The 22,671-nt window shown below is 71.3% G+C and carries 22 protein-coding genes; 10 read left to right on the top strand and 12 right to left on the bottom strand.

Features of this window, described 5'->3' with window-relative positions; all coding sequences use genetic code 11:
• The 5 genes from ACWD1U_RS34840 to ACWD1U_RS34820 form a co-directional block, all read right to left on the bottom strand.
• A partial coding sequence (locus ACWD1U_RS34840; RefSeq protein WP_451113366.1) for a hypothetical protein occupies positions 1–158 on the bottom strand: 158 nt, incomplete at its 3' end.
• 90 nt (positions 159–248) lie between these two features.
• On the bottom strand, positions 249–1,364 hold the full coding sequence (locus ACWD1U_RS34835; protein WP_451113365.1) for a substrate-binding domain-containing protein: 1,116 nt from the start codon (positions 1,362–1,364) through the stop codon (positions 249–251).
• 122 nt (positions 1,365–1,486) lie between these two features.
• A complete protein-coding gene (locus ACWD1U_RS34830) occupies positions 1,487–2,641 on the bottom strand; it encodes an ABC transporter permease (protein WP_451113360.1) in 1,155 nt (384 codons plus the stop codon).
• A complete protein-coding gene (locus ACWD1U_RS34825) occupies positions 2,641–4,209 on the bottom strand; it encodes a sugar ABC transporter ATP-binding protein (RefSeq protein ID WP_451113359.1) in 1,569 nt (522 codons plus the stop codon). The genes ACWD1U_RS34830 and ACWD1U_RS34825 overlap by 1 nt, the downstream gene beginning before the upstream one ends.
• A gap of 192 nt (positions 4,210–4,401) precedes the next feature.
• Positions 4,402–5,196 carry an IclR family transcriptional regulator gene (locus ACWD1U_RS34820; RefSeq protein WP_451113358.1) on the bottom strand — a complete coding sequence of 265 codons (795 nt, stop codon included), beginning with the start codon at positions 5,194–5,196 and terminating at the stop codon, positions 4,402–4,404.
• Between the two features lie 227 nt (positions 5,197–5,423).
• Here ACWD1U_RS34820 and ACWD1U_RS34815 point away from each other — a divergent pair, with 227 nt between their 5' ends.
• From ACWD1U_RS34815 to ACWD1U_RS34795, 5 genes are all read left to right on the top strand, one after another.
• Positions 5,424–6,398: a cyclase family protein gene (locus ACWD1U_RS34815; protein ID WP_451113357.1), complete on the top strand. Its 975-nt coding sequence runs from the start codon at positions 5,424–5,426 to the stop codon at positions 6,396–6,398.
• Positions 6,398–7,486: an NAD(P)-dependent oxidoreductase gene (locus tag ACWD1U_RS34810; protein WP_451113356.1), complete on the top strand. Its 1,089-nt coding sequence runs from the start codon at positions 6,398–6,400 to the stop codon at positions 7,484–7,486. Before ACWD1U_RS34815 ends, ACWD1U_RS34810 begins: the two co-directional genes overlap by 1 nt.
• Positions 7,483–8,433: an NAD(P)-dependent oxidoreductase gene (locus ACWD1U_RS34805; RefSeq protein WP_451113355.1), complete on the top strand. Its 951-nt coding sequence runs from the start codon at positions 7,483–7,485 to the stop codon at positions 8,431–8,433. Before ACWD1U_RS34810 ends, ACWD1U_RS34805 begins: the two co-directional genes overlap by 4 nt.
• Positions 8,424–9,320 (top strand): phosphogluconate dehydrogenase (NAD(+)-dependent, decarboxylating), encoded by an 897-nt coding sequence (gene gnd, locus ACWD1U_RS34800; protein ID WP_451113354.1) that lies wholly within the window; start codon positions 8,424–8,426, stop codon positions 9,318–9,320. Before ACWD1U_RS34805 ends, gnd begins: the two co-directional genes overlap by 10 nt.
• A gap of 535 nt (positions 9,321–9,855) precedes the next feature.
• Positions 9,856–11,217 (top strand): multicopper oxidase family protein, encoded by a 1,362-nt coding sequence (locus tag ACWD1U_RS34795; protein WP_451113353.1) that lies wholly within the window; start codon positions 9,856–9,858, stop codon positions 11,215–11,217.
• Positions 11,218–11,475: 258 nt separating this feature from the next.
• Here ACWD1U_RS34795 and ACWD1U_RS34790 read toward each other — a convergent pair whose 3' ends face one another.
• The 3 genes from ACWD1U_RS34790 to ACWD1U_RS34780 form a co-directional block, all read right to left on the bottom strand.
• Entirely contained in the window at positions 11,476–12,957 is a 1,482-nt protein-coding gene (locus tag ACWD1U_RS34790) for a gluconokinase (RefSeq protein ID WP_451113352.1), read from the bottom strand.
• A gap of 234 nt (positions 12,958–13,191) precedes the next feature.
• A complete protein-coding gene (locus ACWD1U_RS34785) occupies positions 13,192–13,527 on the bottom strand; it encodes a hypothetical protein (RefSeq protein ID WP_451113351.1) in 336 nt (111 codons plus the stop codon).
• Positions 13,527–13,736 (bottom strand): hypothetical protein, encoded by a 210-nt coding sequence (locus ACWD1U_RS34780; RefSeq protein WP_451113350.1) that lies wholly within the window; start codon positions 13,734–13,736, stop codon positions 13,527–13,529. Before ACWD1U_RS34780 ends, ACWD1U_RS34785 begins: the two co-directional genes overlap by 1 nt.
• A 201-nt stretch (positions 13,737–13,937) precedes the next feature.
• On the opposite strand from ACWD1U_RS34780, the gene ACWD1U_RS34775 reads away from it, so the two are divergent.
• The 4 genes from ACWD1U_RS34775 to ACWD1U_RS34760 all read left to right on the top strand — a co-directional run bounded on the left by ACWD1U_RS34775 (position 13,938) and on the right by ACWD1U_RS34760 (position 17,798).
• Positions 13,938–14,822, top strand: a complete 885-nt coding sequence (locus ACWD1U_RS34775; protein WP_451113349.1) for an NAD(P)-dependent oxidoreductase — start codon at positions 13,938–13,940, stop codon at positions 14,820–14,822.
• Complete coding sequence (locus ACWD1U_RS34770; RefSeq protein ID WP_451113348.1) at positions 14,819–15,592, top strand: SDR family oxidoreductase; 774 nt, start codon at positions 14,819–14,821, stop codon at positions 15,590–15,592. The genes ACWD1U_RS34775 and ACWD1U_RS34770 overlap by 4 nt, the downstream gene beginning before the upstream one ends.
• A gap of 73 nt (positions 15,593–15,665) precedes the next feature.
• Positions 15,666–16,724: an L-idonate 5-dehydrogenase gene (locus tag ACWD1U_RS34765; protein ID WP_451113347.1), complete on the top strand. Its 1,059-nt coding sequence runs from the start codon at positions 15,666–15,668 to the stop codon at positions 16,722–16,724.
• 60 nt (positions 16,725–16,784) lie between these two features.
• Positions 16,785–17,798, top strand: a complete 1,014-nt coding sequence (locus tag ACWD1U_RS34760) for a 2-hydroxyacid dehydrogenase (protein WP_451113346.1) — start codon at positions 16,785–16,787, stop codon at positions 17,796–17,798.
• A 95-nt stretch (positions 17,799–17,893) separates the two neighbouring features.
• Here the strand turns inward: ACWD1U_RS34760 and ACWD1U_RS34755 are convergent, their stop codons facing one another.
• From ACWD1U_RS34755 to ACWD1U_RS34740, 4 genes are all read right to left on the bottom strand, one after another.
• Positions 17,894–18,721, bottom strand: a complete 828-nt coding sequence (locus tag ACWD1U_RS34755; protein WP_451113345.1) for a GntT/GntP/DsdX family permease — start codon at positions 18,719–18,721, stop codon at positions 17,894–17,896.
• A 494-nt stretch (positions 18,722–19,215) separates the two neighbouring features.
• Positions 19,216–20,475, bottom strand: a complete 1,260-nt coding sequence (locus ACWD1U_RS34750) for an MFS transporter (protein ID WP_451113344.1) — start codon at positions 20,473–20,475, stop codon at positions 19,216–19,218.
• Positions 20,476–20,952: 477 nt separating this feature from the next.
• Positions 20,953–21,162, bottom strand: a complete 210-nt coding sequence (locus tag ACWD1U_RS34745) for a hypothetical protein (RefSeq protein ID WP_451113343.1) — start codon at positions 21,160–21,162, stop codon at positions 20,953–20,955.
• Between the two features lie 9 nt (positions 21,163–21,171).
• Positions 21,172–21,336: a hypothetical protein gene (locus ACWD1U_RS34740; protein ID WP_451113342.1), complete on the bottom strand. Its 165-nt coding sequence runs from the start codon at positions 21,334–21,336 to the stop codon at positions 21,172–21,174.
• Between the two features lie 73 nt (positions 21,337–21,409).
• Here ACWD1U_RS34740 and ACWD1U_RS34735 point away from each other — a divergent pair, with 73 nt between their 5' ends.
• Positions 21,410–22,645, top strand: a complete 1,236-nt coding sequence (locus tag ACWD1U_RS34735) for an ABC transporter substrate-binding protein (RefSeq protein WP_451113341.1) — start codon at positions 21,410–21,412, stop codon at positions 22,643–22,645.
• Positions 22,646–22,671 lie beyond the last annotated feature (26 nt).

The following is a 22,671-nucleotide window of genomic DNA, read 5'->3' as shown; positions in this document are numbered from 1 at the left end:
ATCGCCGTACCCGGATGGCCGTTACCGACCTTCTGTACGGCATCGGCGGCCAGGACACGCGCGGTGTCGACGGCCCGCTGGTCCAACTCGGTCCAGGTGAAGGGGCTGACGGGCGGGAGGTGAGCTGCGTCCGCGGACGGGGACGGGGACGGGTGCACGGTGAACTCCAGATTCGAAAAGGGGCGGCGCGGTGGAGTCCCTCCCGCCGGGGCCGGACGGGAGGGACGGTCTGCCGGAGGAGGTCGAGGTCACTTCCCCCAGAGCTTCTGGTACGCCTCCCGGTATCCCTTGGGGTCCCACGAGGACTTGCCGCCGCTGTTGTCCGCCGTGGTGATGTGGGCCGGGGCGACGTAACCACTGGCGGGCTTGCCGGAGAAGGCGCGGTTGAACTCGTCGATGATCTGCCAGCCCTGCTCGGACAGCGGTTCGGGAACGGTCGCCTTCTGGAACTGCTTGCTGTTGATGCGCTGGAAGGCGGATGGGTCGCCGTCGCCCGCGCCGATGTTGAAGGGTGCTCCGTCGCCCTGCTTGCCCGACGCGCGCAGGGACGGGGCGGCGTCGGCGAAGTACAGGTCGTTGATGGCGATGGAGTTGGTCCACTTGGTGCCGAAGCGCGACAGCAGCGCGGACACCTCCTGTGGGGTGCGGTTGCTGGCGTCGGCGATGGGGATGTTGGACGTCGTCAGGACCTTCACGTCGGAGCAGGTGGCGAGTTCCTTCTCGATCAGGTCCGACTTGCCCTTGGCGAAGGGGATGGAGGCGTCGGTGAAGACGACCACGCCCGCCCGGCCGTTGGACTGGCTGATGACCCAGTCCGCGCTGATCTTGGCGACGTCCTGGACCCTGGTCGTGACGTTGCTGAAGAGCTTCGGGTTCGTGCTGGGGCCGGGGGCGTCGACGGCGTGCCAGCCGATAAGGGGGATGCCGGCGGCGTTGGCCTGGGCGACCTGCTGTGCGGTCGACTTGGGGTCGAAGCCGGACAGTACGATCCCGTCGGGCTTGACGGCGACGGCCTGGCTGAGCGCGGCCTGGATGCCGGCCGGGGTGCCCTGGCCGTCGATGATCCGCATCTTCCAGCCGATGGCCTTGGCGGCCTCCTTGACTCCCTCGGCGGCGCCGGCGACTCCCGGGTTGGTCATGCTCTGGGCGACGTAGACGATGGTCTTGCCGGGGACCGCCTTGGGGCCTGTAGTCGGGCCGTCCCAGGGGGCGTTGACGTCCTCGGCCGCCTTGACCGCCTTCTTGGCCTTGGCGAGGACGGCGGGGCAGCCGGCCTTCGCGTCGGAGACGGCGGCGGCGGTGCCGGCTTCCGAACCTCGGGTGCAGCCCGCGGCGAAGGCGGTGACGAGAGCGAGCGCGGCCACGGCTCTCAGCGGCGTGATGCGGGTGTGGTGGTACGACACGGACGTGCTCCTTGACGACGTGCGGGAAGGTTCGAGGGGGAAGGGGCAGGCGGCTCCTGGGGCGGTCCCTCCGCCGGGAGCGCTCAGGCCTGGTCCGCAGCCGGGGCCGGTGTGGACGGCGCGGGCTCGGAGAGCGACTTGCGGGTGGCGGTGGCCCCGGCGCGCAGCCGGCGGCGTGCGGAGTAGCCGGCCAGGCCGACGGCGAGGAGAAGGGTGCCGCCGTTGAACAGGGACGTGGCCCAGAACTCGGCGCCGAGCTGCTGGATGCCGGCGAGGCCGATGGCGAGGATGGCGACGGCGACGACGGTTCCGGCGGCGTTGGCGCGGCCGGGCTTGATGGCGGTGGAGCCGAGGAGCGCGCCCACGAAGGCGGGGAGCAGGTAGTCCATGCCGACGCTGGGGTTGCCGATCTGCTGCTGGGCGGCGAGCAGGACACCGGCGAAGCCGACCACGATGCCGGAGCCGGCGAAGGCGTAGATGCCGTAGCGGCGGGTGGGGATGCCGACCAGGTCGGCGGCGCGGGCGTTGGAGCCGATGACGTACAGGTAGCGGCCGAGCGGCAGCCGCTCCAGCAGCAGCCAGAGGATGACGGCGAGGCCGAGGACGTAGAAGGCGGGTACGGGCAGGCCGAGGAACGTCGAGTCGTACAGGTCCGTGAAGGCCGGGGGCAGGCCATGCGGGCCGGGGACGATGCGGGCGCCGTCGGTGATCCAGCCGGTGCAGGCGTACAGGACACTGCCGGTGCCGAGGGTGGCGATGAAGGAGTCGATCTTGGCGAACTCGACCAGCAGGCCGTTGAAGACGCCGATGAGGCCGCCTCCGGCGATGACGACGAGGCAGGCCACCGGCCAGGGCCAGCCGTTGTTGACGATGAGCTGCATCGCCAGGACGTGGGCGAGGCCGAGGCCGTAGCCGACGGAGAGGTCGAACTTGCCGGTGACGATGGGGATCATCGCGCCGAGCGCGAGCATCGCGGGGATCGACTGGTTGGACAGGATCGACGAGGCGTTGGCCAGGGTCGGGAAGGTGTCCGGCAGGGCGAAGGAGAAGACCAGGAACAGCAGGACGGTGAGGGTGAGCAGGCCGTAGGTGCCTATGAGGTGGCCGCGGAGCCGGCCGCCGCCAGGGGGCTTCTGCTTTCCGGTGCCCGGTTTGCGCGGACCTTCGGTTGTGGCGGTGCGGGGGGTCGGGCTCGTGTTCCGCAGGGCGTGGCGGGAGGATTCGGTCTCGGTGGCCATCAGTGGGTGCCCGTTCCGGTCAGCGCCGGCATGGCCGACGCGGCATGGGTGAGTTCGGTGACGTTGAGGGCTTCGCCGGACAGTTCCGCGGTCACGCCGCCCCGTACGAAGACCAGGGCCCGGTGGCAGACGTCGGCGACCTCTTCGAAATCGGTGGAGATGAGCAGGACGGCGAGTCCAGCTGCGAGGGCGTCGTCGAGGAGCCGGTAGATCTCGGCCTTGGCGCCGACGTCGACGCCGGCGGTCGGTTCCTCGAGGATCACCACGCGGCGGCTCAGGCGCAGCCAGCGGCCGATCATGACCTTCTGCTGGTTGCCGCCGGAGAGGGTGGCGATCGGTGCCTCGGGGTCGGCGGGGCGCACTCCGAAGCGCCCCACCAGGTCGCCGGCCTCCGCGCGCTCATGCCTCGGGCTGATCCAGCGCCAGGGTGAGCGGGCGTCCGCGCGGGGGTTGGCCAGGAAGTTCTCGCGCACGGTGAGTTCGAGGGCGCAGCCCTCCTCCTGGCGGTTGCTGGTGACGAAGCCGATTCCCGCGTCCACGGCGGCGGCTACCGAATGGGGACGGTACGGACTGCCGTCGAGCACTACCTCGCCTTCGGTGAAGGGGCGGGCTCCGGCGAGGGCGCGGCCGAGGTCCATGTGGCCGGCGCCGGTGAGGCCGACCATGCCGAGGACCTCCCCGGCGCGCAGCTCCAGGTCGACGGGGCCGGCGCCCTCGGTGGTGGCACCGGTCAGGCGCAGCACGGTGGCGGCCGTGGTGCCGGTGGTGCGGGGTGCGGCGGGACGGTGGCTCTCCGGCTCACGTCCGACGATGTCGTGCACGATCCGCTCGGGGCCGTGCTCGGCGAGCAGGCCCTGGCTGATGAGGTGCCCGTCGCGAAGGACGGCGAAGCGGTCGGCGACCTGGTAGACCTCGTCGAGGCGGTGGCTGACGTAGACGATGGCGTGGCCGCGGTCCCGCAGCGTGTGCAGGACGTCGAAGAGCCGGGCGCAGTCGGCGGCGGGCAGGCTGGCGGTGGGCTCGTCGAGGACGATGAGGCGAGCGCGGGTGGACAGCGCGCGGGCGATGGCGACCAGGGAGCGCTCGGCGCGGGTGAGGTCGGCGACGGCCGCGTCCGGGTCGAGGTGACCGGCGACGATGTCCAGGGCCTCGGTGCAGCGCCGCCGTACCTGCCGCCAGGAGACGAGGCCGCCCTTGCGGGGGTAGCCGGTGCCCAAGGCGACGTTCTCGGCCACCGACATCCACTCCACCAGGCCCAGGTCCTGGTGGATGAAGGACATCTCGGTGGAGGCCGCGTCGGTGCCGAGGGGGTGTCCGGCGATGGTGACCTGGCCTTCATCGGCGCGGTAAACACCGGCAAGGATCTTGATAAGTGTGGATTTTCCGGCACCGTTGTGCCCCAATAGGGCAAGGACGCTGCCCGCGTGGATATCGAGGTCGACATCGGCGAGGGCGAGGGTGCCGCCGAACCGCTTGCGCAGTCCGCGAATCGTCACCAGCGGGCGGGGATCCGCGAGGCCGTCGGGCGGCGAATGGCTGGGAGTCGTGTCATCGGGAGCGTCGTTCACGGACTTCTCCGGGGATCTGCCGGCCGAGGACCACTCCATCGGCTCGCCCAGAATCCTGAACTCAACCCAACATGTTGGTCAAGGCTTCGGCAGACATAGATTGCCCCAAAGTTACGGCGGCCGTACGGAAAGGTCCGTACGGCCGCCGTCGCGTCGCTCTCCCCGCCGGGACCTCACAGGTCCCGCGCGCCCTCACCCGCCGCTCGTGGACATCCCCTGCGGCAGCATCGGGTTCTCCAGCCCCGCCGCGATGTCGCGCAGGTCCTTCAGCAGCGCCTCACGGAACTCGCCGTCGAGCCGCGCCTTGAGTACGGTGACGCTGATCGCGAAGGGCGCCGAGTCCGTACGGAATCCCGTGACAGGTACGGCCAGGCAGAGCACACCCGCCGTGGCCTCCTCGTCGTCGATCGCATACCCCCGCTCCCGGGTCGCCGCCAGGTCCTCCAGCAGCGCGGGCACGGACGTCAGGGACCGCTCACTGAGGGCGGGCAGGGTCCTGCCGCGCAGCCGGTCCTCGGCCACCGCCGGGTCCAGGGTCGACAGGATCGCCTTCCCGGTGGCCGTGCAGTTCGCCGGGAACCGGTCGCCGATGTTGGCCGTGAGGCGCAACGGCTGAGTGCCGTCGTACCGGGCGAGGTACAGCACGTCCAGGCCGTCGAGGACGGCGACCCGGGCGGTCTCACGGGAGATGTGCGCGCTGCGCCGGCACAGCTCGTAGAAGTCGCGGAGCTGGTCCACCGTGGAAAGGTAGCGGCCGCCGAGCTCCACCAGCTTGCGCCCCAGGCTGAAGCCGGTGCCGTTGCGCGTGATCATGCCCGCCGCCTCCAGGGAGGCACAGAGGTTCCCCGTCGAGGACTTCGGCAGGCCCAGGGCGCGGGCGAGCTCGCTCACCGACAGTGGGCGGCCTTCCGCCTCACCGAGCGTGTCGAGGATCGCCACGGCCCGCGTCACCGCCGGGACAAGACTTCCCGGGTCGCTTGCGCTCACCGTCAACTCCACCCATCATTCTGTTCGTCGTTCAGCATGTTGTTATTGTCCCTCGTGTGTCCCCGAACGACAATGCCGTCGGCGCACGCTTTGCCGTCGAGTCTCACGGAGATTCCCGTCCGGATCCCCCCACGATCCCCGGCCGGGTCCCACCGAGAACTCCGACCGTAGCGCGCCTTCCGGGCCGGCCGACGACACCCTCCTAGCCTTGGAGCGCTGAGCAGCACATGACCAGCAGCCCGTCCGATTCCCCGCCTCCCCCTTCTGACCCCTCCCCTCCCCGCAACGGCCCCAGCCTCTCTCGGGAGGAGTTCGACACCCTCTTCGACACCCTGCGCACCTGGGGCCACTGGAGCCCCGCCGACCGCGGCGCGTGGAACCGGGTCACCCCGGCCCACGTCCAGCGTGCCACCGCCCTGGTCCGCTCCGGCACCACCGTCCCGATGGCCCTGCCCTGGAACACGATGCCCGGCCCGGACAACGGCAAGCCCGCCCTGCACTACATGTCCGACCTCGGCGACGTGGAGGCCCCCGAGCCCTCCTGTCACAAGGATTTCATTGCCGTCGACTACCACGGCAAGGGCGTCAGCCATCTCGACGCCCTCTCCCACATCGCCTACCGCGGCCAGCTCTACGACGGCCGCACCGCCCGCGAGGTCGTCGACGCCGTCGGCGCCCACTTCGGTGCTGTCTCCGCCCTGGGTCCGCTCGTCACCAGAGGTGTCCTGATCGACCTGCCTGCCGCCCTCGGCACCGACTGGCTCGAACCCGGCACCGCCGTACACGCCGACGACGTCACCGCCGCCGAGAAGGCGCTCGGCGTGACCATCGGCGAGGGCGACGCCGTCCTGCTGCGCTCCGGTCACTTCCGGCGCCGCGCCGAACTCGGCGCCTGGAACCCCGACAACGCCAGCGCCGGCTTCCACGTGGACGCCGTCCCCCTGCTGGCCGAGCGCGGGATCGCCCTCCTCGGCGGCGACGGCGACAGCGATGTCCGGCCCTCCCCCGTCGAGGGACTGCACTCCCCCGTGCACGCCCTCGCCATCACCGCCATGGGCGTGCCCCTGCTGGACAACCTCGACTTGGAGGCGCTGTCCGCCGCCTGCGCGGCGGAAGGCCGCTACGAGTTCCTGCTCGTCGTGGCGCCGCTGAACGTCCCCGGCGGCACGGGCTCGCCCGTCAACCCGGTGGCGGTGCTCTGATGGCGGGCACACGCCCGGCCGCGGGCCGGTTCACCGTGGGTGTCAGCCGTGACTTCCTCGACGCCGACGGGCGCAACGTCTGGGGTGACATCCGCCTCGGCGACCTGGACACCGCAGGGATCGACTGGCACTACCTGCCGCACGACTCCGCCGAACTCCTCGCCCCGGACATCGACGGCCTCGACGCCGTCCTGTTCGCCGGCCCCGCCGTCACCACCCGCACCTTCGCCGGCGTCACCAGACCCCCGCTGCTCCTCGCCCGCTTCGGAGTCGGCTACGACGCCGTCGACCTCGACGCCTGCACACGCAACGGCGTCCTGGTGACCATCACGCCGGACGGCGCCCGGCGTCCGGTGGCCACCGCCGCCCTCACCCTGCTCCTGTCCGTCCTGCACAACGTCACCGCCAAGGACCGGCTGGTGCGCGAGGGACGCTGGTCGGAGAAGGAACAGTGGATGGGGCGCGGGCTCACCGGCCGCCGGATCGGCCTGCTCGGACTCGGCAACACCGCCCGTGATCTGGTCGGACTGCTCCGGCCGTTCGAGGTCGAGGTCATCGCCTACGACCCGTACTGCCCGCCGGAGACCGCAGCGGAACTCGGCGTCCGTCTCGCCGACGCCGACACGGTGATGGCCGAGGCCGACGCGGTGATCGTGATGTGCGTGCTGACCGAGGAGACCCTCCACCTGGTCGATGGCCGGCGGCTGGCCCTCATGAAGCCCTCGGCCGTTCTGCTCAATGTCGCCCGGGGCCCGATCGTCGACGAGGCGGCACTGGTCGAGGCGCTGCGCGCCGGCCGGCTCCGCGGCGCCGGACTGGACGTGTTCGAGACCGAGCCGCCCGATGCGAGCAACCCCCTGCTGAGCATGGACAACGTGGTGCTCAGCCCGCACAGTCTGGCGTGGACGGACGAGATGTCCGCCGGAAACGGCGGCAGCGCGGTGAGGGCGATCCTGGACGTGGCGATCGGCCGGCTGCCCCGGTTCGTCGTCAACCGGGACGTGCTCGGCCACGCGGACCTGTCCGAGCGGCTGGGTGCGCTGGCAGCCGGTCCGGGCGAGCCCGCGACCGCGGGAGCCCGCCCGTGAGCTCCCCGTCTCCCCCGCCCCGGACGGTCGGCTTCATCGGACTCGGTGCGATGGGTCTGCCCATGGCGGCCAACCTCGCCGAGGCGGGCTTCGACGTCCTGGCCTGGAACCGCAGCCGGCCCTCCCTCGAAGCCGCCGTCGCCGCCGGATGCCGTGCCGCCGGCCGTCCCGCCCAGGTGGCCGGCGCCGCCCGGGTCGTCGTCACCATGCTGCCCGACCTCCCCCAGGTCCGGGTGCTGCTGGAAGGCCCGGACGGGCTGCTCGCGGGCGCCGGCCCGGGAGGTATGGACACGCTCGTCGTGATGGGAACGGTCTCGCCGGTGGCGGTCCGTGTCCTGGCCGGGGAACTGCGCCCGCACGGCATCGAGGTCGTCGACGCCCCCGTCAGCGGCGGCGTGACCGGCGCCCGCGACGCCGCCCTGTCGATCATGGCGGGCGGGACGGCGGACGCCGTCGAACGGGTCCGCCCCTACCTGGCCGCCATGGGCTCGACCGTCCGACGCATGGGCGACATCGGAGCCGGCTCACTCGCCAAGGCCTGCAACCAACTGGTGGTCGCCGGAACGCTGGTGGCCCTGGCCGAAGCCGTCCTGCTCGGTGAGCGCGGCGGACTCGAACCGGCGGCGCTGCTGGAGGTACTGGCCGGTGGCCTCGCCGCCTCCGAGGTGCTGACGCAGAAACGCCACCACCTCGCCGACAGCGACTTCACCCCCTCAGGCCCCGCGCGCTACCTCCACAAGGACCTCGGCTTCGTCCTGGACTGCGCCGCCGACGCCGACGTCACGCTGCCGCTGTCCGCCACCGTCGCCGGACTCTACGCCGAGATCGACTCCGGCGGCCTCGGCGACCTGGACAACAGCGTCGTACTCCGGCTGCTGCGCGAGGGCCGTCTCCCCTCCCCCGACTCGCACTCCACCACCCCGAAGGACGCAAACACATGCAGGTAGGAATCGTCGGTCTCGGACGTATGGGCGGCAACATGGCGGCCCGCTGGCGCGACCGCGGCCACGAGGTGCTCGGCTACAGCCGCACCTCACCGGACCGTGACGCGGACTCCCTGGAGGAACTGGTCGGCAAGCTCGCCGCTCCACGCGTCGTGTGGCTGATGCTGCCCGCCGGCGACCCCACCCGCCAGGCGATCCAGCAGCTGACCGGGCTGCTCTCCCCGGGCGACGTGATCGTCGAGGGCGGCAACTCCCGCTTCAGCGACGACACCGAGCACGCCGCGCTGCTCGCCGAGCACGGCGTCGGATACGTCGACTGCGGCGTCAGCGGCGGCGTCTGGGGCCGGGAGAACGGCTACGCCGTGATGTGCGGCGGCGCCGACGAGCACGTCCGGCGGGTGTGGCCGCTGCTGGAGTCGCTCGCCCCGGAGCAGGACGGCATCTGCCACGCCGGGCCGGTGGGCGCGGGCCACTACGCCAAGATGGTCCACAACGGCATCGAGTACGGCATGATGCAGGCCCTCGCGGAGGGCTACGAACTGCTGGAGGCCAGCGAGTTCGTGCCCGACGTGCCGAAGGTCCTCGCCTCCTGGCGGCACGGCACGGTCGTCCGCTCCTGGCTGCTCGACCTCCTCGTCCGCGCCCTGGAACAGGACTCCGGGCTGGCCGGCCTGTCCGGCCGGGTCGACGACTCCGGCGAGGGCCGCTGGACCGTCGAGGAGGCAGTGCGTCTGGCCGTGTCCGCCCCGGCCATGACCGCCGCCCTCTTCGCCCGCTTCGCCTCCCGCAAGCCGGATGCCGCCCAGCTCAAGGCACTGGCCGCGATGCGACAGCAGTTCGGCGGGCACGCGGTGCACGCGGCGGCGGGCACGCCCGGCGGCAACGGCTGAAACTCGGTCCGGCCACACGGCCGGAACACAACACCGCGGCCCGTCGGACGACCTGTCCGACGGGCCGCGGGCCCAGACGGACGGAACCTGGGATGGCCGTGGCACGGGCGACGAACCGGCGGTCAGCGAACACACACGCCGTCGATGCACACCGCCGCGACGCGGAGCGAAGGACATAACTGACGAGATGCACGGCAACCAGGCGGACAGTGGACACGGTGCCGGTGAAAATCCTGAGAGGGGCTCGTCGCTGAGCCGCCGGAAGTTCCTCGCCACCACGACGGTGGTGGTCACGGCGGGCGGCGCGCCGACGGTTGCCGCCACGGAGCCGCCGAGCCGGTCCGCTCCGGGCCTGCCCGGCCCGCAGTCCCGACTCACGCCACCCTCAGCCCCTTCCTGGACCCGCTGCCCGTCCCCCCGTCCGCACGCAAGACCCGCACCGACGGCATCTCGCACCTCACCGTCCGGATGCGCGCCACGACGACGCGGCTGCACTCCCAGCTGCCGCCCACCCGTCTGGTCCTACGACGGCCTGGTGCCGGGCCCCACGATCGAGGTGCGCCGGGGCGAGAAACTCCACGTCACCTGGGCCAACGACCTCTCCGGGCCCCTCCCCGTGACGGTGGTCGAGGTGCCCGCCACCACGACGCCACCAGCCCTCTGGGACCAGCCAGGCCGGAGCGGGTACGCGGCCCGGGACGACGTCGCGCAACTCCGGCCCTGGACAGTGGTGCACCTGCACGGGGCGGTCACCGGCAGCGGCAACGACGGCTGGCCCGAGAACGGGGTGGGGCCGGGGATGTCGCAGCTGTCCGAGTACGTCAACGACCAGCCGGCGACCGCGCTCTTCTGCCACGACCACGCCATGAACATCACCCGGTGGAACGTGATGGCCGGCCTGTCCGGCCTGTATCTGATCCGTGACGAGCAGGAGGACGCGCTCGGCCCCCCGAGCAGTCCGTACGAGGTGCCGCTGTTCATCGCGGACCGCAACCTGGACACCGACGCCGAGGGCCGGCTCACCGGTCGCCTGCTGCACAAGACGGCCGTCGTCCATCGTGAACCGATGCTGCAGATGCGGGCCTTCACCGGCCCGTTCACCCAGGTCAACGGTGTCATCTGGCCGTATCTGCACGTGGCGCCCCGCTGGTACCGGTTCCGCGTCGTCAACGCCGCCAACACCCGCCAGTACCGGCTGACGCTGACCGACGAGGACGGGCAGCCCATTCCGGCCGGCACCGTCCGGCAGATCGGCACGGACCACGGGCTGCTGCCCGAGCCAGTGCCGCTGGAGGACAACAGCCTGACGCTGTGCTCCGCCGAACGCGCCGAGCTGCTGGTCGAGTTTTCGGCGTTTGCCGGGAAGCGGCTGCGGCTGGTGAACACCAACGCCAACCCCGACCCCGGCCCCTGGCCCCAGGTGATGGAGTTCCGGGTGGACGCCCGTCCCGCGCACGATCCGTTCGTCCTGCCCCTGCGGCTCAGCACTGGCGCCCCTGCCCCACAGAGTGCCGCGCTGGACCGTCCCGGACAGGACCGGCTCGTGGTGCTCACCACCAGGGCCCCGGACAGGCAGCGCGTACGCCACGATCGCCTTCGCGGACATCGAGCCGGAGCGGACCGCGGACGCCAACGCCCTGGCGAGCACCGTGCAGCAGCTGGCCACCGGCCTGGGCATCGCCTGGCCGCCCTGGGCCTGCGCGCGTCCGGTCCCCTCGCCTCGCTGCTCGGCCTGGACGGCCCTACGGCGGCCTACGCGGTGGCGTTCGGGCTCCTCGCCGTGCTGCCGCTGGCCTGTGTCGCCGAGGCGTTGCGGCTGCCGCGGGACGCGGGGGCGGTGGTCACTGGGCCGGCTTCCGAGCGCGTGGGGCGACCTGCTGCCCGGACGGCCCGGTGACGGGCTGGACAGCGCCCGCCGCCGCGCCTGCGGTCGGCGCCCCTCCCCCTGGGCGGGATGCCGCGTTGCGGACCACGGCGCACGCCCCGTAGGCCCGGGCAAGGAAGAGCACAGTTCCCGGCCCTGCCGGTCAGCCCGCCCGTCCTTCGGGCACCGAGACCGCGGGGCCAGTGTCGTCGTCCGTCCGGGGCAGCGTGCCGCTTCCAGGCCGCGGTGGCTCCGAGCCCGCGCTGCGGGCTCGGAGCCACCGCGGCCGCCTTACGCGGAGAACTCCCGCAACACCGTGTACAGTCGCTCGACCCGGGGCCGGGCATCCGCCATCCGCCGGACGGCCACCGGGTCCGGCAGTACGGTCCCGTGCGGCCGGGACCAGACCGCGGCAGGCAGCGCGGACAGGTCGGGCACAGCACCCAGCGCACGCCAGCCGAGGAGCGCGGCGCCGAATCCGGAGCCGGCGGTGTCGTCCGTGATGCCCAGCGGCATGTCGAGCGCCGCCGCCACGATCTCCCCCCACAGCGACGACCGCAGCGCTCCGCCTGTCGCCCGCACGGAGGCGACCGGCGCCCCGGTGGCGACGACCGAGTCCCGGACCAGGGCGAGTTGCTGCCCCACGCCCTCGATCATGGCCCGGGTCATGTGGGCTCTGCCGTGTCCGCGCCGCAGCCCGACCAGGGCGCCCCGAGCGTCGGGATCCCACCAGGGAGCGCGTTCGCCGAGGAGATGCGGCAGCGCGGTGAGGCCCTCGCAACCGGCTTCGACCTCCGCCGCCTCCTTCAAGAGGTCGGCCACGTCGACGCCGCCGAAGGACTCGGCCGCCCACTGGGCCACGACTCCGGCATTGCTGACCGCCCCGCCGAGCACCCAGAGACCGTCGGCGAGGTGGTAGCAGAAGACACGGCACCTGTCGTCCACGCCCGGCCGGTCGCGTACGACGCGGAGCGCGCCGCTGGTGCCCAGCGACAGCGCGGCCGTACCGGGCGTGATGGCGCCGACTGCGAGATTGGCGAGTGGCCCGTCTCCGGCGCCCGCGACCACCGGCAGCCCGGCGGGCAGACCCAGCGCGGCGGCAGGCTCGGGCAGCAACGGGAAGGTGGCAGTCGGCGATACGAGGTCGGGCAACCGTTCGCCGGACACCTCTGCGACCTCCAGTGCTGGCCCGTGCCAGTCGGTGGTGCGGAGGTTCATCAGCCCGGTGGCGGAGGCACAGGAGTGGTCGGTGACCAGGCGGCCGGTGAACCGGGACAGCACGTAGTCCTTCATCCCGCACCACACGGCCGTGCGCCCGCAGAGGTCTGGTTCGTGTGCGGCGAACCAGGCGAGCTTGGTCAGCGGCGCCATGGGGTGCACCGGGGTGCCGGTCGCCCGGTGAAGTGCGTCCCCGCCCTCGGCCCGCAGCCGGCGGGCCGTCCCGGCCGCACGGGTGTCGGCCCAGCTCAGGGCGGGAGTCAGCGGTTCACCGGAGGAGTCGAGGGCGAGCAGGGTGTGCAGGGCCGCGCTGAAGGACAGGCCCCGGACGGTCAGCCCCAAACGCGCGCAGTGTCCGACGCTCTCCCGTACCGCGTCGGCCACCCCGGCCAGCACGGTGGCGGGGTCGTGGCCGGCTTCGCCGTGCCGCCCGGTGCGCAGGGGAGCGGGGTGTTCGACGGTCGACACCAGGCGGTACTCGGCGTCCACCGCGACCACCTTGGTGGCCGTGGTGCCCAGGTCGATGCCGAGCACCGCCTCGCCAGCGTCGTTCATCGCGGTCTCCGTTTCGGGTTGGTTCCGGGCACGCCGTGGGGTGGCCCGGCAAGGGGGTTTCGTTTGGGTGCCCGCCCGGCGTCCCCGGCCGGGGAACACGGGGGCGCTGGGCGGGCGGCTGAGGGAGGTCGGACGGCCGCGGGACCGGCCTTGGCGTGCCGGCCTTGAGGTGCCCGTCCCGCGCCTGGCAGCAGGGAGGAAGGGGCGCGGGACGGGCGGTTCGGACGCGGAGCGTCAGCGGGCGTCGGCGGGATCGGTGAGGTCCCGGCCGCGGGTCTCCGGTGTGGCGAACGTGGTCAGGAAGGTGATGAGGGACAGCACGATCACGTAGCCGGCGAGGGGCCGGCAGGAGTCGTTGAAGGCGAGCAGCAGCGTCGCGCCCAGCAGCGGGGCCACACCACCGGCGACGATCGCGCTGAACTCCCGGCCGATGGCCACGCCCGTGTAGCGGTGCCGCGCGCCGAACAACTCGGCGAGCAGGGCGCACTGGGAGCCGAGCATGCCGTTCACGCCGACGCCGATGCCGATGGTGATCACGGTGCAGATCAGCACCGTGTTGCCGGTGCTCATCAGCGCGGAGGCGGGGATGGCGAACAGGGCCCGGAAGAGCGCGGCCCAGCGGTGAACACCAGCGCCGAGGCGGTGCCGTAGATGGCGAAGTCGTAGTACTCGAGGGCGCTGCCCACCGAGCTCGTGAAGAGTGCGCGGCGCAACCCCGGGTTCTTGTGGGTGCTGTCGCCTTCGGCGGGCCGGGAGGATCTCGTCGTGGGCACCGTCATGGATGCCGCCCTTCCGTCTCACGGACGTGTCACACACCGTTCATCTGGGGACGACGGGGACCGTAACAGCATGCGGCACTGAAACCAATATGCTGTTCAGAACTCAAGCCCTCTCCTTTCGTTACAGCACTTCTCTTGCTCGTCGTCAACCATTGGGTCCAGTATATTGTCCTTAGTGCAGCATTTGGTTCAGGAGGTCAGGTGTCAGGACAGAAGAAGGTCGGCGTCGCAGGGCTCGGAGTCATGGGCTCCGCGATCGCCCGCCGGTTCCTCAGGCGCGAGCGCGCGGTGTGCGTCTACGACATCCGGCCCGAGGCCGCAGCCGAACTCGTGCGGGACGGGGCCAGCACGGCCGAGTCGCCCGCTCTGCTCGCCGCGTCGCGAGTAGTGGTCCTCTCCCTCAACACCGCCGATATCGTGGAGCAGGTCGTCTTCGGACCGGACGGAGTACTCAGTACGGCCGCGGACGGCGTGCTGGTGATCGACATGTCGAGCATCGACCCCGGACACACCCACGAGTTCGCCGAACGCGCCGCCAAACTGGGCGCCGGCTGGGTGGACGCACCGCTGTCGGGCGGCGCACCGGGCGCCGAACGCGGTGAGCTGACGCTCATGCTCGGCGGCGAGGAGGAGCACGTCGAACGTGCCCTGCCCGTTCTTGGCGCCCTGGCCTCCCGGCTAACGCATCTGGGCCCGGCCGGCTCCGGCCAGTTGGTGAAGTCCGTGAACCAGGTGCTGGTCGGCTGCGGTTTCGCCGCGCTCGCCGAAGCGGCCGCCCTGGTACGGACGGCGGGCCTGCCGCCCCGGCAGGTGCTGACCGCGCTCAGCGGAGGCAGGGCCGACTCGGCGCTGCTCCAGGAGTTCTTCGTCAAGTTCGCCGACGCCGACCTCTCCCCCACGGGGCGCGTCAGCAACATGGTCAAGGACCTGGAGGCCGCCCGCGACTACGCGCGCTCGGCCGGCGTACCGCTGCCGGTCACGACCGCCGTCGCCGAACTGCACCGCTGGCTCGCCGCGGCCGGGCACGGCGACGCCGACAACGCCGCGCTCATGCACTACTACGCTCCCCTGGAGGTACGGCCGTGAAGGCTCCTGCCCTGTTCGATCTCGCCGGCCGCCGTGCCCTGGTGACCGGCTCCAGCAAGGGCATCGGTGCGGCCCTCGCCGCCGGCCTGACCGAGGCCGGGGCCGAACTCGTTCTCAACGGCCGCGACGCCGGCGCGCTGGAGCGCGCCCGGGAGGAGCTGGCCGAACGCACCGGCGCGAAGGTGCACACGGCGGCCTTCGACGTCACCGACGAGAACGCCGTACGCCGCGCGGTCCGGGAGATCGAGGAAGGCATCGGCCCCCTGGACATCCTCGTCAACAACACCGGAGTGCAGCACCGCGAACCCATGCTGGAGGTCTCGGCCCAGACCTTCGAGCGAGTCCTGCACACCAACCTCACCAGCGCCTTCCTGGTGGGCAGGACGGTCGCCGCCGGGATGGTCGAGCGCGGCCACGGAAAGATCGTCAACATCTGCTCCGTGCAGACCTGGCTGGCCCGGCCCGGCATCGCGGCCTATGCCGCCTCCAAGGGCGGCCTGGCCATGCTGACGCGCAGCATGTGCGCGGAGTGGGCGGGCTCGGGCCTCACCGTCAACGCCCTCGCCCCCGGCTATGTGGTCACGGAGCTGACTCGCCCGCTGGTGGACGACCCCGCCTTCGACTCGTGGATCAGGGGCCGCACCCCTGCGGGCCGCTGGGCCTCGGTCGAGGACCTGGTCGGCACGCTGGTCTGGCTCGCGGCACCGGCGTCGGACTTCGTCAACGGCCAGGTGATCGCCGTCGACGGCGGTCTGACCGCGGTGGTCTGACGCACCGCCGACCACCCACCTGCACAACCAACTTGAGGCAGCCGAGCCGTTCGGCAGAGAGCGGGACGAGGACATGAACGACAGGGACTCAGCGACGATGCGAGCCGTGGTCGCGCACGGCGCGGGCGACCTGAGACTGGAGGAACGACCGGTACCGACGCCGGGGCCCGGCGAGGTCGCCGTCGAGATCCGGTACGGCGGCATCTGCGGCTCCGACCTGCACTACTGGCGCCACGGCGCGGTCGGCGAGTTCCGGCTGCGCGAACCCCTGATCCTGGGCCACGAGGTCGTGGGCCGGGTACGCGAGGCGGGCCCCGGCACCCAGGCGCCCTCGCCGGGAACACCGGTGGCCGTACACCCGCTGGCATCCTGCGGCCGGTGTCGGCAGTGCCTCGCCAGTCGGCGCAACACCTGCCTCGACACCGGCTATTTGGGCAGCGCCGCCCGCAACCCTCACGTCCAGGGCGGCTTCGCCGATGTCCTCGTCGTACCCGCCGAGCGTGTGCTGCCGCTACCCGAGGGTCTGGGCCTGCGGCTGGCCGCGGTGGCCGAGCCGGCCGCGGTCGCCTGGCACGCCGTACGGCAGGCCGGCGACGTACGTGGCAAGCATGTCCTGGTCACCGGTGCGGGCCCCATCGGCTGTCTGGTGGTCGCCGCGCTGCGGGCGGCCGGCGCGGCCGAGATCACCGTGACCGACGTGCACGAGGCTCCGCTGGCCGTCGCCAAGCACGTGGGCGCCACGTCGACCGTACGGGTCAGCTCCGGCGCCGACGGCGGACTGGAGGAACTCGCCGCGGACATCGCCATCGAGTCCTCGGGCAACCCGGCCGGACTGCGCACGTGCGTGTACGGAGTCGACCGGGGCGGCCTCGTGGTGGGCCTCGGTCTGCTGCCGCCCGGGGACACCCCAGTGGCCGCGAACGCCCTGATCACACGGGAGCTGCGACTCGTCGGCTCCTTCCGCTTCGACGACGAACTCACCGATGTCCTCCGGGCGTTGGCCGACGGACGCCTCCCCGTGGAGCCGGTGGTCACGTCCGTGCTCCCGGTGGCCGATGCCCTGGAGGGGTTCGAACTCGCGGCCGATCCCGCCCGCTCCTGCAAGGTTTTGCTCGACTTCGGCGGGGCCTGACGCGACGCCGGGACTTGTCCCCGTTGCCTGCCCCACCCCCACTACCGGACGGAGTTGAGCATGTCCGCCGCCCCCGCCCACCGTCCCCGCGTGGCCGTCAGCCGCACCGGCCTGCCGGGCGCCGGCGTCGAGCGCCTCACCGCCCGCTTCGACGTCATCGACTGGACGGGAACGGAACCACCGTCATCCGACCAACTGGCCCGACTGGCCAAGGGCTGCCAGGGCCTGCTCGTCCTCGGCAGCGACCGGATCGACGCCACGTTGCTCGACGCGACGGGGCCGGACCTGCGGGTCGTCGCCCTCGCGTCGATGGGCTACGACGGCGTCGACGTGGCGGCCGCCGCCGACCGCGGTGTCGTCGTCACCCACACACCCGACGTACTGGCGGACACCACCGCCGACGTGGCGATGGCACTGGTCCTGATCGCCCGGCGCCGCCTTCCCGCCGCCATGGACGCGCTACGCCGCGGCGCATGGGGCGCCTTCCGCATGGACGCTTTCCTCGGCCTCGACGTACACGGCGCCACCCTCGGGCTCATCGGCTACGGCCAGATCGCCCGCGCCCTCGCCCGCAGGGCCGCTGGATTCGGCATGCGCGTACAACACCACCACCCACGGCGCAGGGAGAGCGACGAGCTGTCCCGCTGGGTGCCGTTCGACGAACTGCTGCGCACCAGCGACGTGGTGTCCGTGCACACGCCGCTGACGAAGGAGACCGAAGGCCTGATCGGCGTGGCAGAACTTGCCATCATGAAGCCGACCGCGACCCTGGTCAACACCGGCCGCGGAGGGGTCGTCGACGAGCAAGCCCTCCTCTCAGCGCTGCGCAGCGGGGACCTGCACTCAGCAGGACTGGACGTCATGACCGACGAGCCGCGTACGGACCCGTCCGACCCTCTGCTCAACGAACCGCATTTGGTGGTACTGCCACATGTGGGCTCGGCAACCGAGGAGACCCGCGCGGCCATGGTGGAGCTCGCCGCCCGTAACGTCGAAGCGGTCCTGGACGGCCACCCCGCACCGACCCCGCTCCCCGGTACCGCGAGCCTGCCCGGCCGGGTGAGTTCCGTCTGATCGAGAGTTCACGTCCGGATCTAGAATCCACGTCGAAGCTGCCCGTCCAGGCCAGCGAGGCCCGGACGGGCAGCTTCGTATGTCCGCGTGCCCGGTCAGACCAGCGGCCACAGGACCGCGGTGAGGGCGAAGCCCGCGCATCCCATGACCGTCGTCAGCACTGTCCATGTGCGCAGCCCCGCCGCGACGTCCAGGCCGGCGAGCTTGGTGAACATCCAGTACCCGGTGTCGTTGATGTGGGAGAGCGCGAGGGCTCCCCCGCCCATCGCCAGGGCCACCAGCGACAGGTGACCGGTGGACAGGTCGGCGCGGTGCAGCAGGGGGGTGAGGATGCCGGCGGTGGTGATGAGGGCGACGGTCGCCGACCCCTGGGCGGCGCGCATGGCGAGGGAGGTGAGGAAGGCCAGCAGCAGCACGGGAAGGCCGGTGCGCTCCAGGACGTCGGCGATCACGTCGCCGACGCCGCTGGCGACCAGGACCTTGCCGAAGACACCGCCCGCGCCCGCGACCAGGATCACCACGGCCACGGGCGGCAGCGCGGAGCCCATGACCTCGGCGATGCGTGCGCGGTTCCAGCCGCGACGGGCGCCCAGAAAGTAGCCGCACAGGGCGACATCGATGAGCAGTGCCACCATCGGGGCGCCCAGGACGGTGAGTACAGCTCGCAGGGTGGAACCCTCGGCGAGCGTGTTCTGGCCGATGGTGCCGAGGAGGATCAGCAGGATCGGGGTGGCGATCAGCGTCAGGACCATGCCGAAGGACGGCGTCCGGAGGTCGGTGCCCGTGTCGGCGGGCTTGGTCAGCACCGCTGTGGCATGCCCGCCGTCGCCCGGTGTTCCCCCGGTCGGCGCTCCGCCCGCTGTCTCCGCCGGGCCGGGCGTGTCCTCCTCGGCGCCCGTTTCCCCGTACACCTCGGCGTACACGGCCGGGTCCGTTGGGTACTCGCGGCGGGTGAGCCGACGGGAGACGAGGTAGCCGAGCAGGACGACGACGGCCGCCCATCAGCAGCACCAGGCCCTGGCTGGCGCCGATCGTCTCGACGACGGCGACCGCGCCGGGGTGCGGCGGTCACCGTGGTTATAAAGGGTCGCCATTGCCGCAGGTTGTCGGCGCAGCCCGAGCAGCAGGCGGCCTTGCGCCCTTTCCGGCCCCAGGTCGGGCACCTGTGCAGGGTCCGGCTGGCGTCCATGGAGAAGGGCCGCTGGACGCCGCTCCGCCACGCGGCGACTGCGGGAGGCGGCCGTCGCCCCCATTCGCCGCTTCTTGTAATACACGGGCAGGGCTGAGTACTCCACGCCTGCGCGCTGGCGGCCCATGTCGGCGTGTGCACGCCGCCGCCCTCCTCGTACCGCGCATCCGCACACTTCCCAGCCTCGTCGATTTCCGGCGGCCTGGAACGACAGGGGCCGAACGGGCGTCATGGGCGGGACTTTCGGTGCCGGCCGCCGCTGCGGGCGCGCGGGCCTTTGGTGGCGGTGAAGGCGAGGGCTAGGCCGAGGGCCTGGAGGATGGCGCAGGCCGTAATGACGTGATCCAGGGCGGCCGGGGGTGTGGTGGCGACCAGGATGCCGGCGAGGGGGTAGGGCAGGAGCAGGATCAGGACGGTCAGGGACAGGGTGCTGCCGAAGACCTCGGCGGGTATGAGGCGGGAGCGCAGGGTTCGCAGGACGACGGTGAGCACGCCGTCTCCCGCCATGAAGGCAGCGATCAGCAGAAGGTACGTCGGATAGGCGTCGGCTTGAGCGAGGGCGAAGCAGGTCACGGACGCCACGCAGGCGGCGACGCGTCCCACTGAGGACAGGCCCCATCGGTCGATGGCAAACCGGCAGACCGCGATCGCCGCCAGGGAGGTTGCCGCTGCGGCGGACCACACCACGCCGACCGAGGCGCTGGTGTGACCGAGCTGTTTCACCAAAATCACCGGAACTGCGGCCTCCAGCACTCCGAGCGCCAGGTTGGACAAGGCCAGCCCCACCACCAGAAACGCAAGCGCAGGCAGCGCGCGCAAAGTCGACCACCCGGTCCGCAGACTGTCGGCGAGGGACATGGCCGCCGTCGACCGGGCTCCGCGCACCCGCGGGGTGACGGCAGCCGCCAGCAGGGACAACCCGCCGATGGCGGCGAGCATCCCTGTCGAGCCGGTCCACTGCAGGAGAAGGCCGCCCGCCGCGGGTCCCGCGAGAGCGGCGCCCTGGTCTATGCCGAGGAGGACCGACTGGACGCGATGCGCCCCGTCGGCGGCCTCCCGGCTGGCCTCCGCGCCGACGCTCTCGGCCGCGATGTAACTGAACTCGGTCAGGAAGCCGGTGCACGCGGCGAGCAGCATCACCACGACCGTTGCGGTGTGGCCCTGCGCGAACGCCAGGACCAGCGCGGCGAGGCCGACAACACCGGCCCGGGCGGTCGCGGCCAGCCGGAAGACCCGCGCGGCGCCGAAACGGTCGACAGCCGAGCCGGCCATACCGAAAATGCTCAGCCGGGGCACCCACGCCAGCATGAACGCGATCCCCGTCAGCGACGCCGAGTCGGTGGTGGCCAGCACCAGCAGCGGGAGGGTGTACGTGGCCATGGACGATGCGGCGGCATCGGCGAGGCGGGGTAAGTAGATGCGCCGCGACGGACCGTACTCCGGGAGACGGGCATGTCGGGGACCGGCGGATCGGACCAGAGTAGTCATCAGGTAGGGCAGTACTTCGCTTGTGTCTCACCGGAGCAAACGGTCGCTCATGTCGATTGCCGCCACAGGTCTGTGACTGCAAAGTGGTCGATTCGTCCCTCTACTGCATGTCCTGCTCTCTCCGCGAAGTAGCGCCGACGTCCTCTCGGGCGCCCGGCATTGCCGCGCACCGCCGTTCCGTCCTGCCCGAGCCGCGAAGGCTGTCGGGCCGCCTTCCGCTACCTGCCCGTGTCCGACCGATGCGGGATGCCCTACCGCCGCTGCACGCTGACGGTCATGATGCAGGGACAGTCCCGTCACGGGGGGAACGAGCCTGTCCCTGCACGTCGGAGCCCGCGTACCCCCTCCACAGAGGACGGGCCCCATGCCCCACACCGGTGGGCCACCTCGTACAGCGCACTGTGGGTCAGAAGTGTCACGGGTGACTGCGGAAGATCGCAGAGTCAACACACTTGTGCAGGAGGCCGCTCGGTGACGTCACAAGTCGGTTGCAACGACTGGCGCGTCCTTCGGCCTTGTGACGAGACCGTTCCAGTCGCCCTGCCAGTGCTCGCGGGTGAGGTCGACGACCTTCTCCATCTGCTTCAGCGCGGACCGCTTGCCGATCTGGTTGAAGACGAGCAGGACCGGCGGGTGCGACGCGTCGCCCCACCGGGGATCGTGGGTGGACGAGCGGGTGCGCCACATCGGCTTGTCCTAACCGTCGGTGTCCTTCGCCTTGCGGTGGAAGTGGAGCATGTACTTGTCGAACTTCGCCGCCATCTTCGCGGCATCCTCGGTGCAGTTGTCGGCCTCGATGAACAACAGCGGCAACCGCACCTCCGGGGCGGTGAGGACGATGACGGCCCACGCGCATCCCACGAGCGACAGGCACACAATGTTCCCTATGTCATAATGTGTGCATAGAGTAACTAAAGGAACACATGGACGTGTCATGACAGAGCTGCGCACCGCAGCGAGGGCAGCCGTCGCCGCAGCGCTGGCCGGGACGCTGGTTATGGCGTGCGGCGCCGACGGTGGCGGCTCGAGGACGTTGACCTGGTCGATGTGGGCCGACGGCGGTGAGGAACAGCGGGTCTGGCATGAACTCGCGGACCGTGTGTCCCGCGAAGATCCGCAGATCGCGATCAAGCTTGAGACCTCGTCCTTCAATGACTACTTCGCCAAGCTCGGCACCCGTTTCGGCAGCGGCGACGCGCCCTGCATCGTTTCGATGCAGGCGCTCCGCACCGCGGGCTATTCCCAGGGCATGCTGCCGCTCGACGATCTGATCGCCAAGAACAACTTTGATGTGACGGACTTCGACAAGTCCGTCATGGAGGGGCTGAGTGCCGACGGGAAGCAGTACGCGCTGCCGTACGACGTCGGCCCGGTGATCCTCACGTACAACAGGGACATGTTCCGGAACGCCGGAGTGCCCGAGCCCAAGCCCGGGTGGACTCTGACCGAGTTCGAGTCGGTGGCCCGCAAGCTGACCGGGAACCGGAGATACGGGTTCGTTGCGGGGCCTCAGGATGTGTGGATGTTTCCCATGGTGCTGACCAAGACGGGGGCGCAGCCCACTGACGGGGAGGGCAAACTCCGACTCACCACCACCGCCATGATCAAGGGCGTGCAGTGGTACGCCGACCTGGCGGCCAGGAAGAAGGTCGCCCCCCGCTTGCCCGGGGTCGATCCCGCCTTCGTCGACCAGCAGTTCCTCAGCGGCAACGTGGCCATGGGCACCAGCGGTCCATGGGCCTTGCTGAACCTGAAGAACCAGGCCGGCTTCCCGGTGGGCCTGACCACGATTCCCGCCGGTCCCGACGGCCTGAGGACGTACTCGTCCGGTTCCGGGTTCGGCATCTCCAAGTCCTGCCCGGACCCGGAGCGGGCGTTCGAGGCGATCACACTGATGACCGCCAAGAATCAACTGGAGTGGCTTGGTGAGGTGGGACGTGCCTATCCGTCACGTGAGTCGGCACAGCACGCGTGGTACGAGAACGCCCGCATCGCCGGTGCCCGACAGGTCCTCGAAGCCGCAAACGCCACGGCGATTCCGCTGCGTACGACGAAAAACTGGGAGCGAGTCAACGAACTGCTCAACCAGCACGGGCCCAAGCTCTTCAACGGAGCGAGCTCCGCGAAACAGGTCCTGGAACAGGTGCAAAGACAGGCAGGGCAGGATTGACCGGCGCGTGCCTGGACTGAAAGGCA

Source organism: Streptomyces sp. NPDC002788, from assembly GCF_053592115.1.
This window is presented reverse-complemented; position numbering and strand designations above follow the sequence as displayed.

What these genes read in the sequence shown, in the direction of transcription:
- ACWD1U_RS34830 (WP_451113360.1), bottom strand. Translation starts at nt 2,641, where the DNA reads ATGGCCACCGAGACCGAATCCTCCCGCCACGCCCTGCGGAACACGAGC.
- ACWD1U_RS34815 (WP_451113357.1), top strand. Translation starts at nt 5,424, where the DNA reads ATGACCAGCAGCCCGTCCGATTCCCCGCCTCCCCCTTCTGACCCCTCC.
- ACWD1U_RS34810 (WP_451113356.1), top strand. Translation starts at nt 6,398, where the DNA reads ATGGCGGGCACACGCCCGGCCGCGGGCCGGTTCACCGTGGGTGTCAGC.
- gnd (WP_451113354.1), top strand. Translation starts at nt 8,424, where the DNA reads ATGCAGGTAGGAATCGTCGGTCTCGGACGTATGGGCGGCAACATGGCG.
- ACWD1U_RS34790 (WP_451113352.1), bottom strand. Translation starts at nt 12,957, where the DNA reads ATGAACGACGCTGGCGAGGCGGTGCTCGGCATCGACCTGGGCACCACG.
- ACWD1U_RS34785 (WP_451113351.1), bottom strand. Translation starts at nt 13,527, where the DNA reads ATGAGCACCGGCAACACGGTGCTGATCTGCACCGTGATCACCATCGGC.
- ACWD1U_RS34780 (WP_451113350.1), bottom strand. Translation starts at nt 13,736, where the DNA reads ATGACGGTGCCCACGACGAGATCCTCCCGGCCCGCCGAAGGCGACAGC.
- ACWD1U_RS34765 (WP_451113347.1), top strand. Translation starts at nt 15,666, where the DNA reads ATGAACGACAGGGACTCAGCGACGATGCGAGCCGTGGTCGCGCACGGC.
- ACWD1U_RS34760 (WP_451113346.1), top strand. Translation starts at nt 16,785, where the DNA reads ATGTCCGCCGCCCCCGCCCACCGTCCCCGCGTGGCCGTCAGCCGCACC.
- ACWD1U_RS34750 (WP_451113344.1), bottom strand. Translation starts at nt 20,475, where the DNA reads ATGACTACTCTGGTCCGATCCGCCGGTCCCCGACATGCCCGTCTCCCG.
- ACWD1U_RS34745 (WP_451113343.1), bottom strand. Translation starts at nt 21,162, where the DNA reads ATGTGGCGCACCCGCTCGTCCACCCACGATCCCCGGTGGGGCGACGCG.
- ACWD1U_RS34735 (WP_451113341.1), top strand. Translation starts at nt 21,410, where the DNA reads ATGACAGAGCTGCGCACCGCAGCGAGGGCAGCCGTCGCCGCAGCGCTG.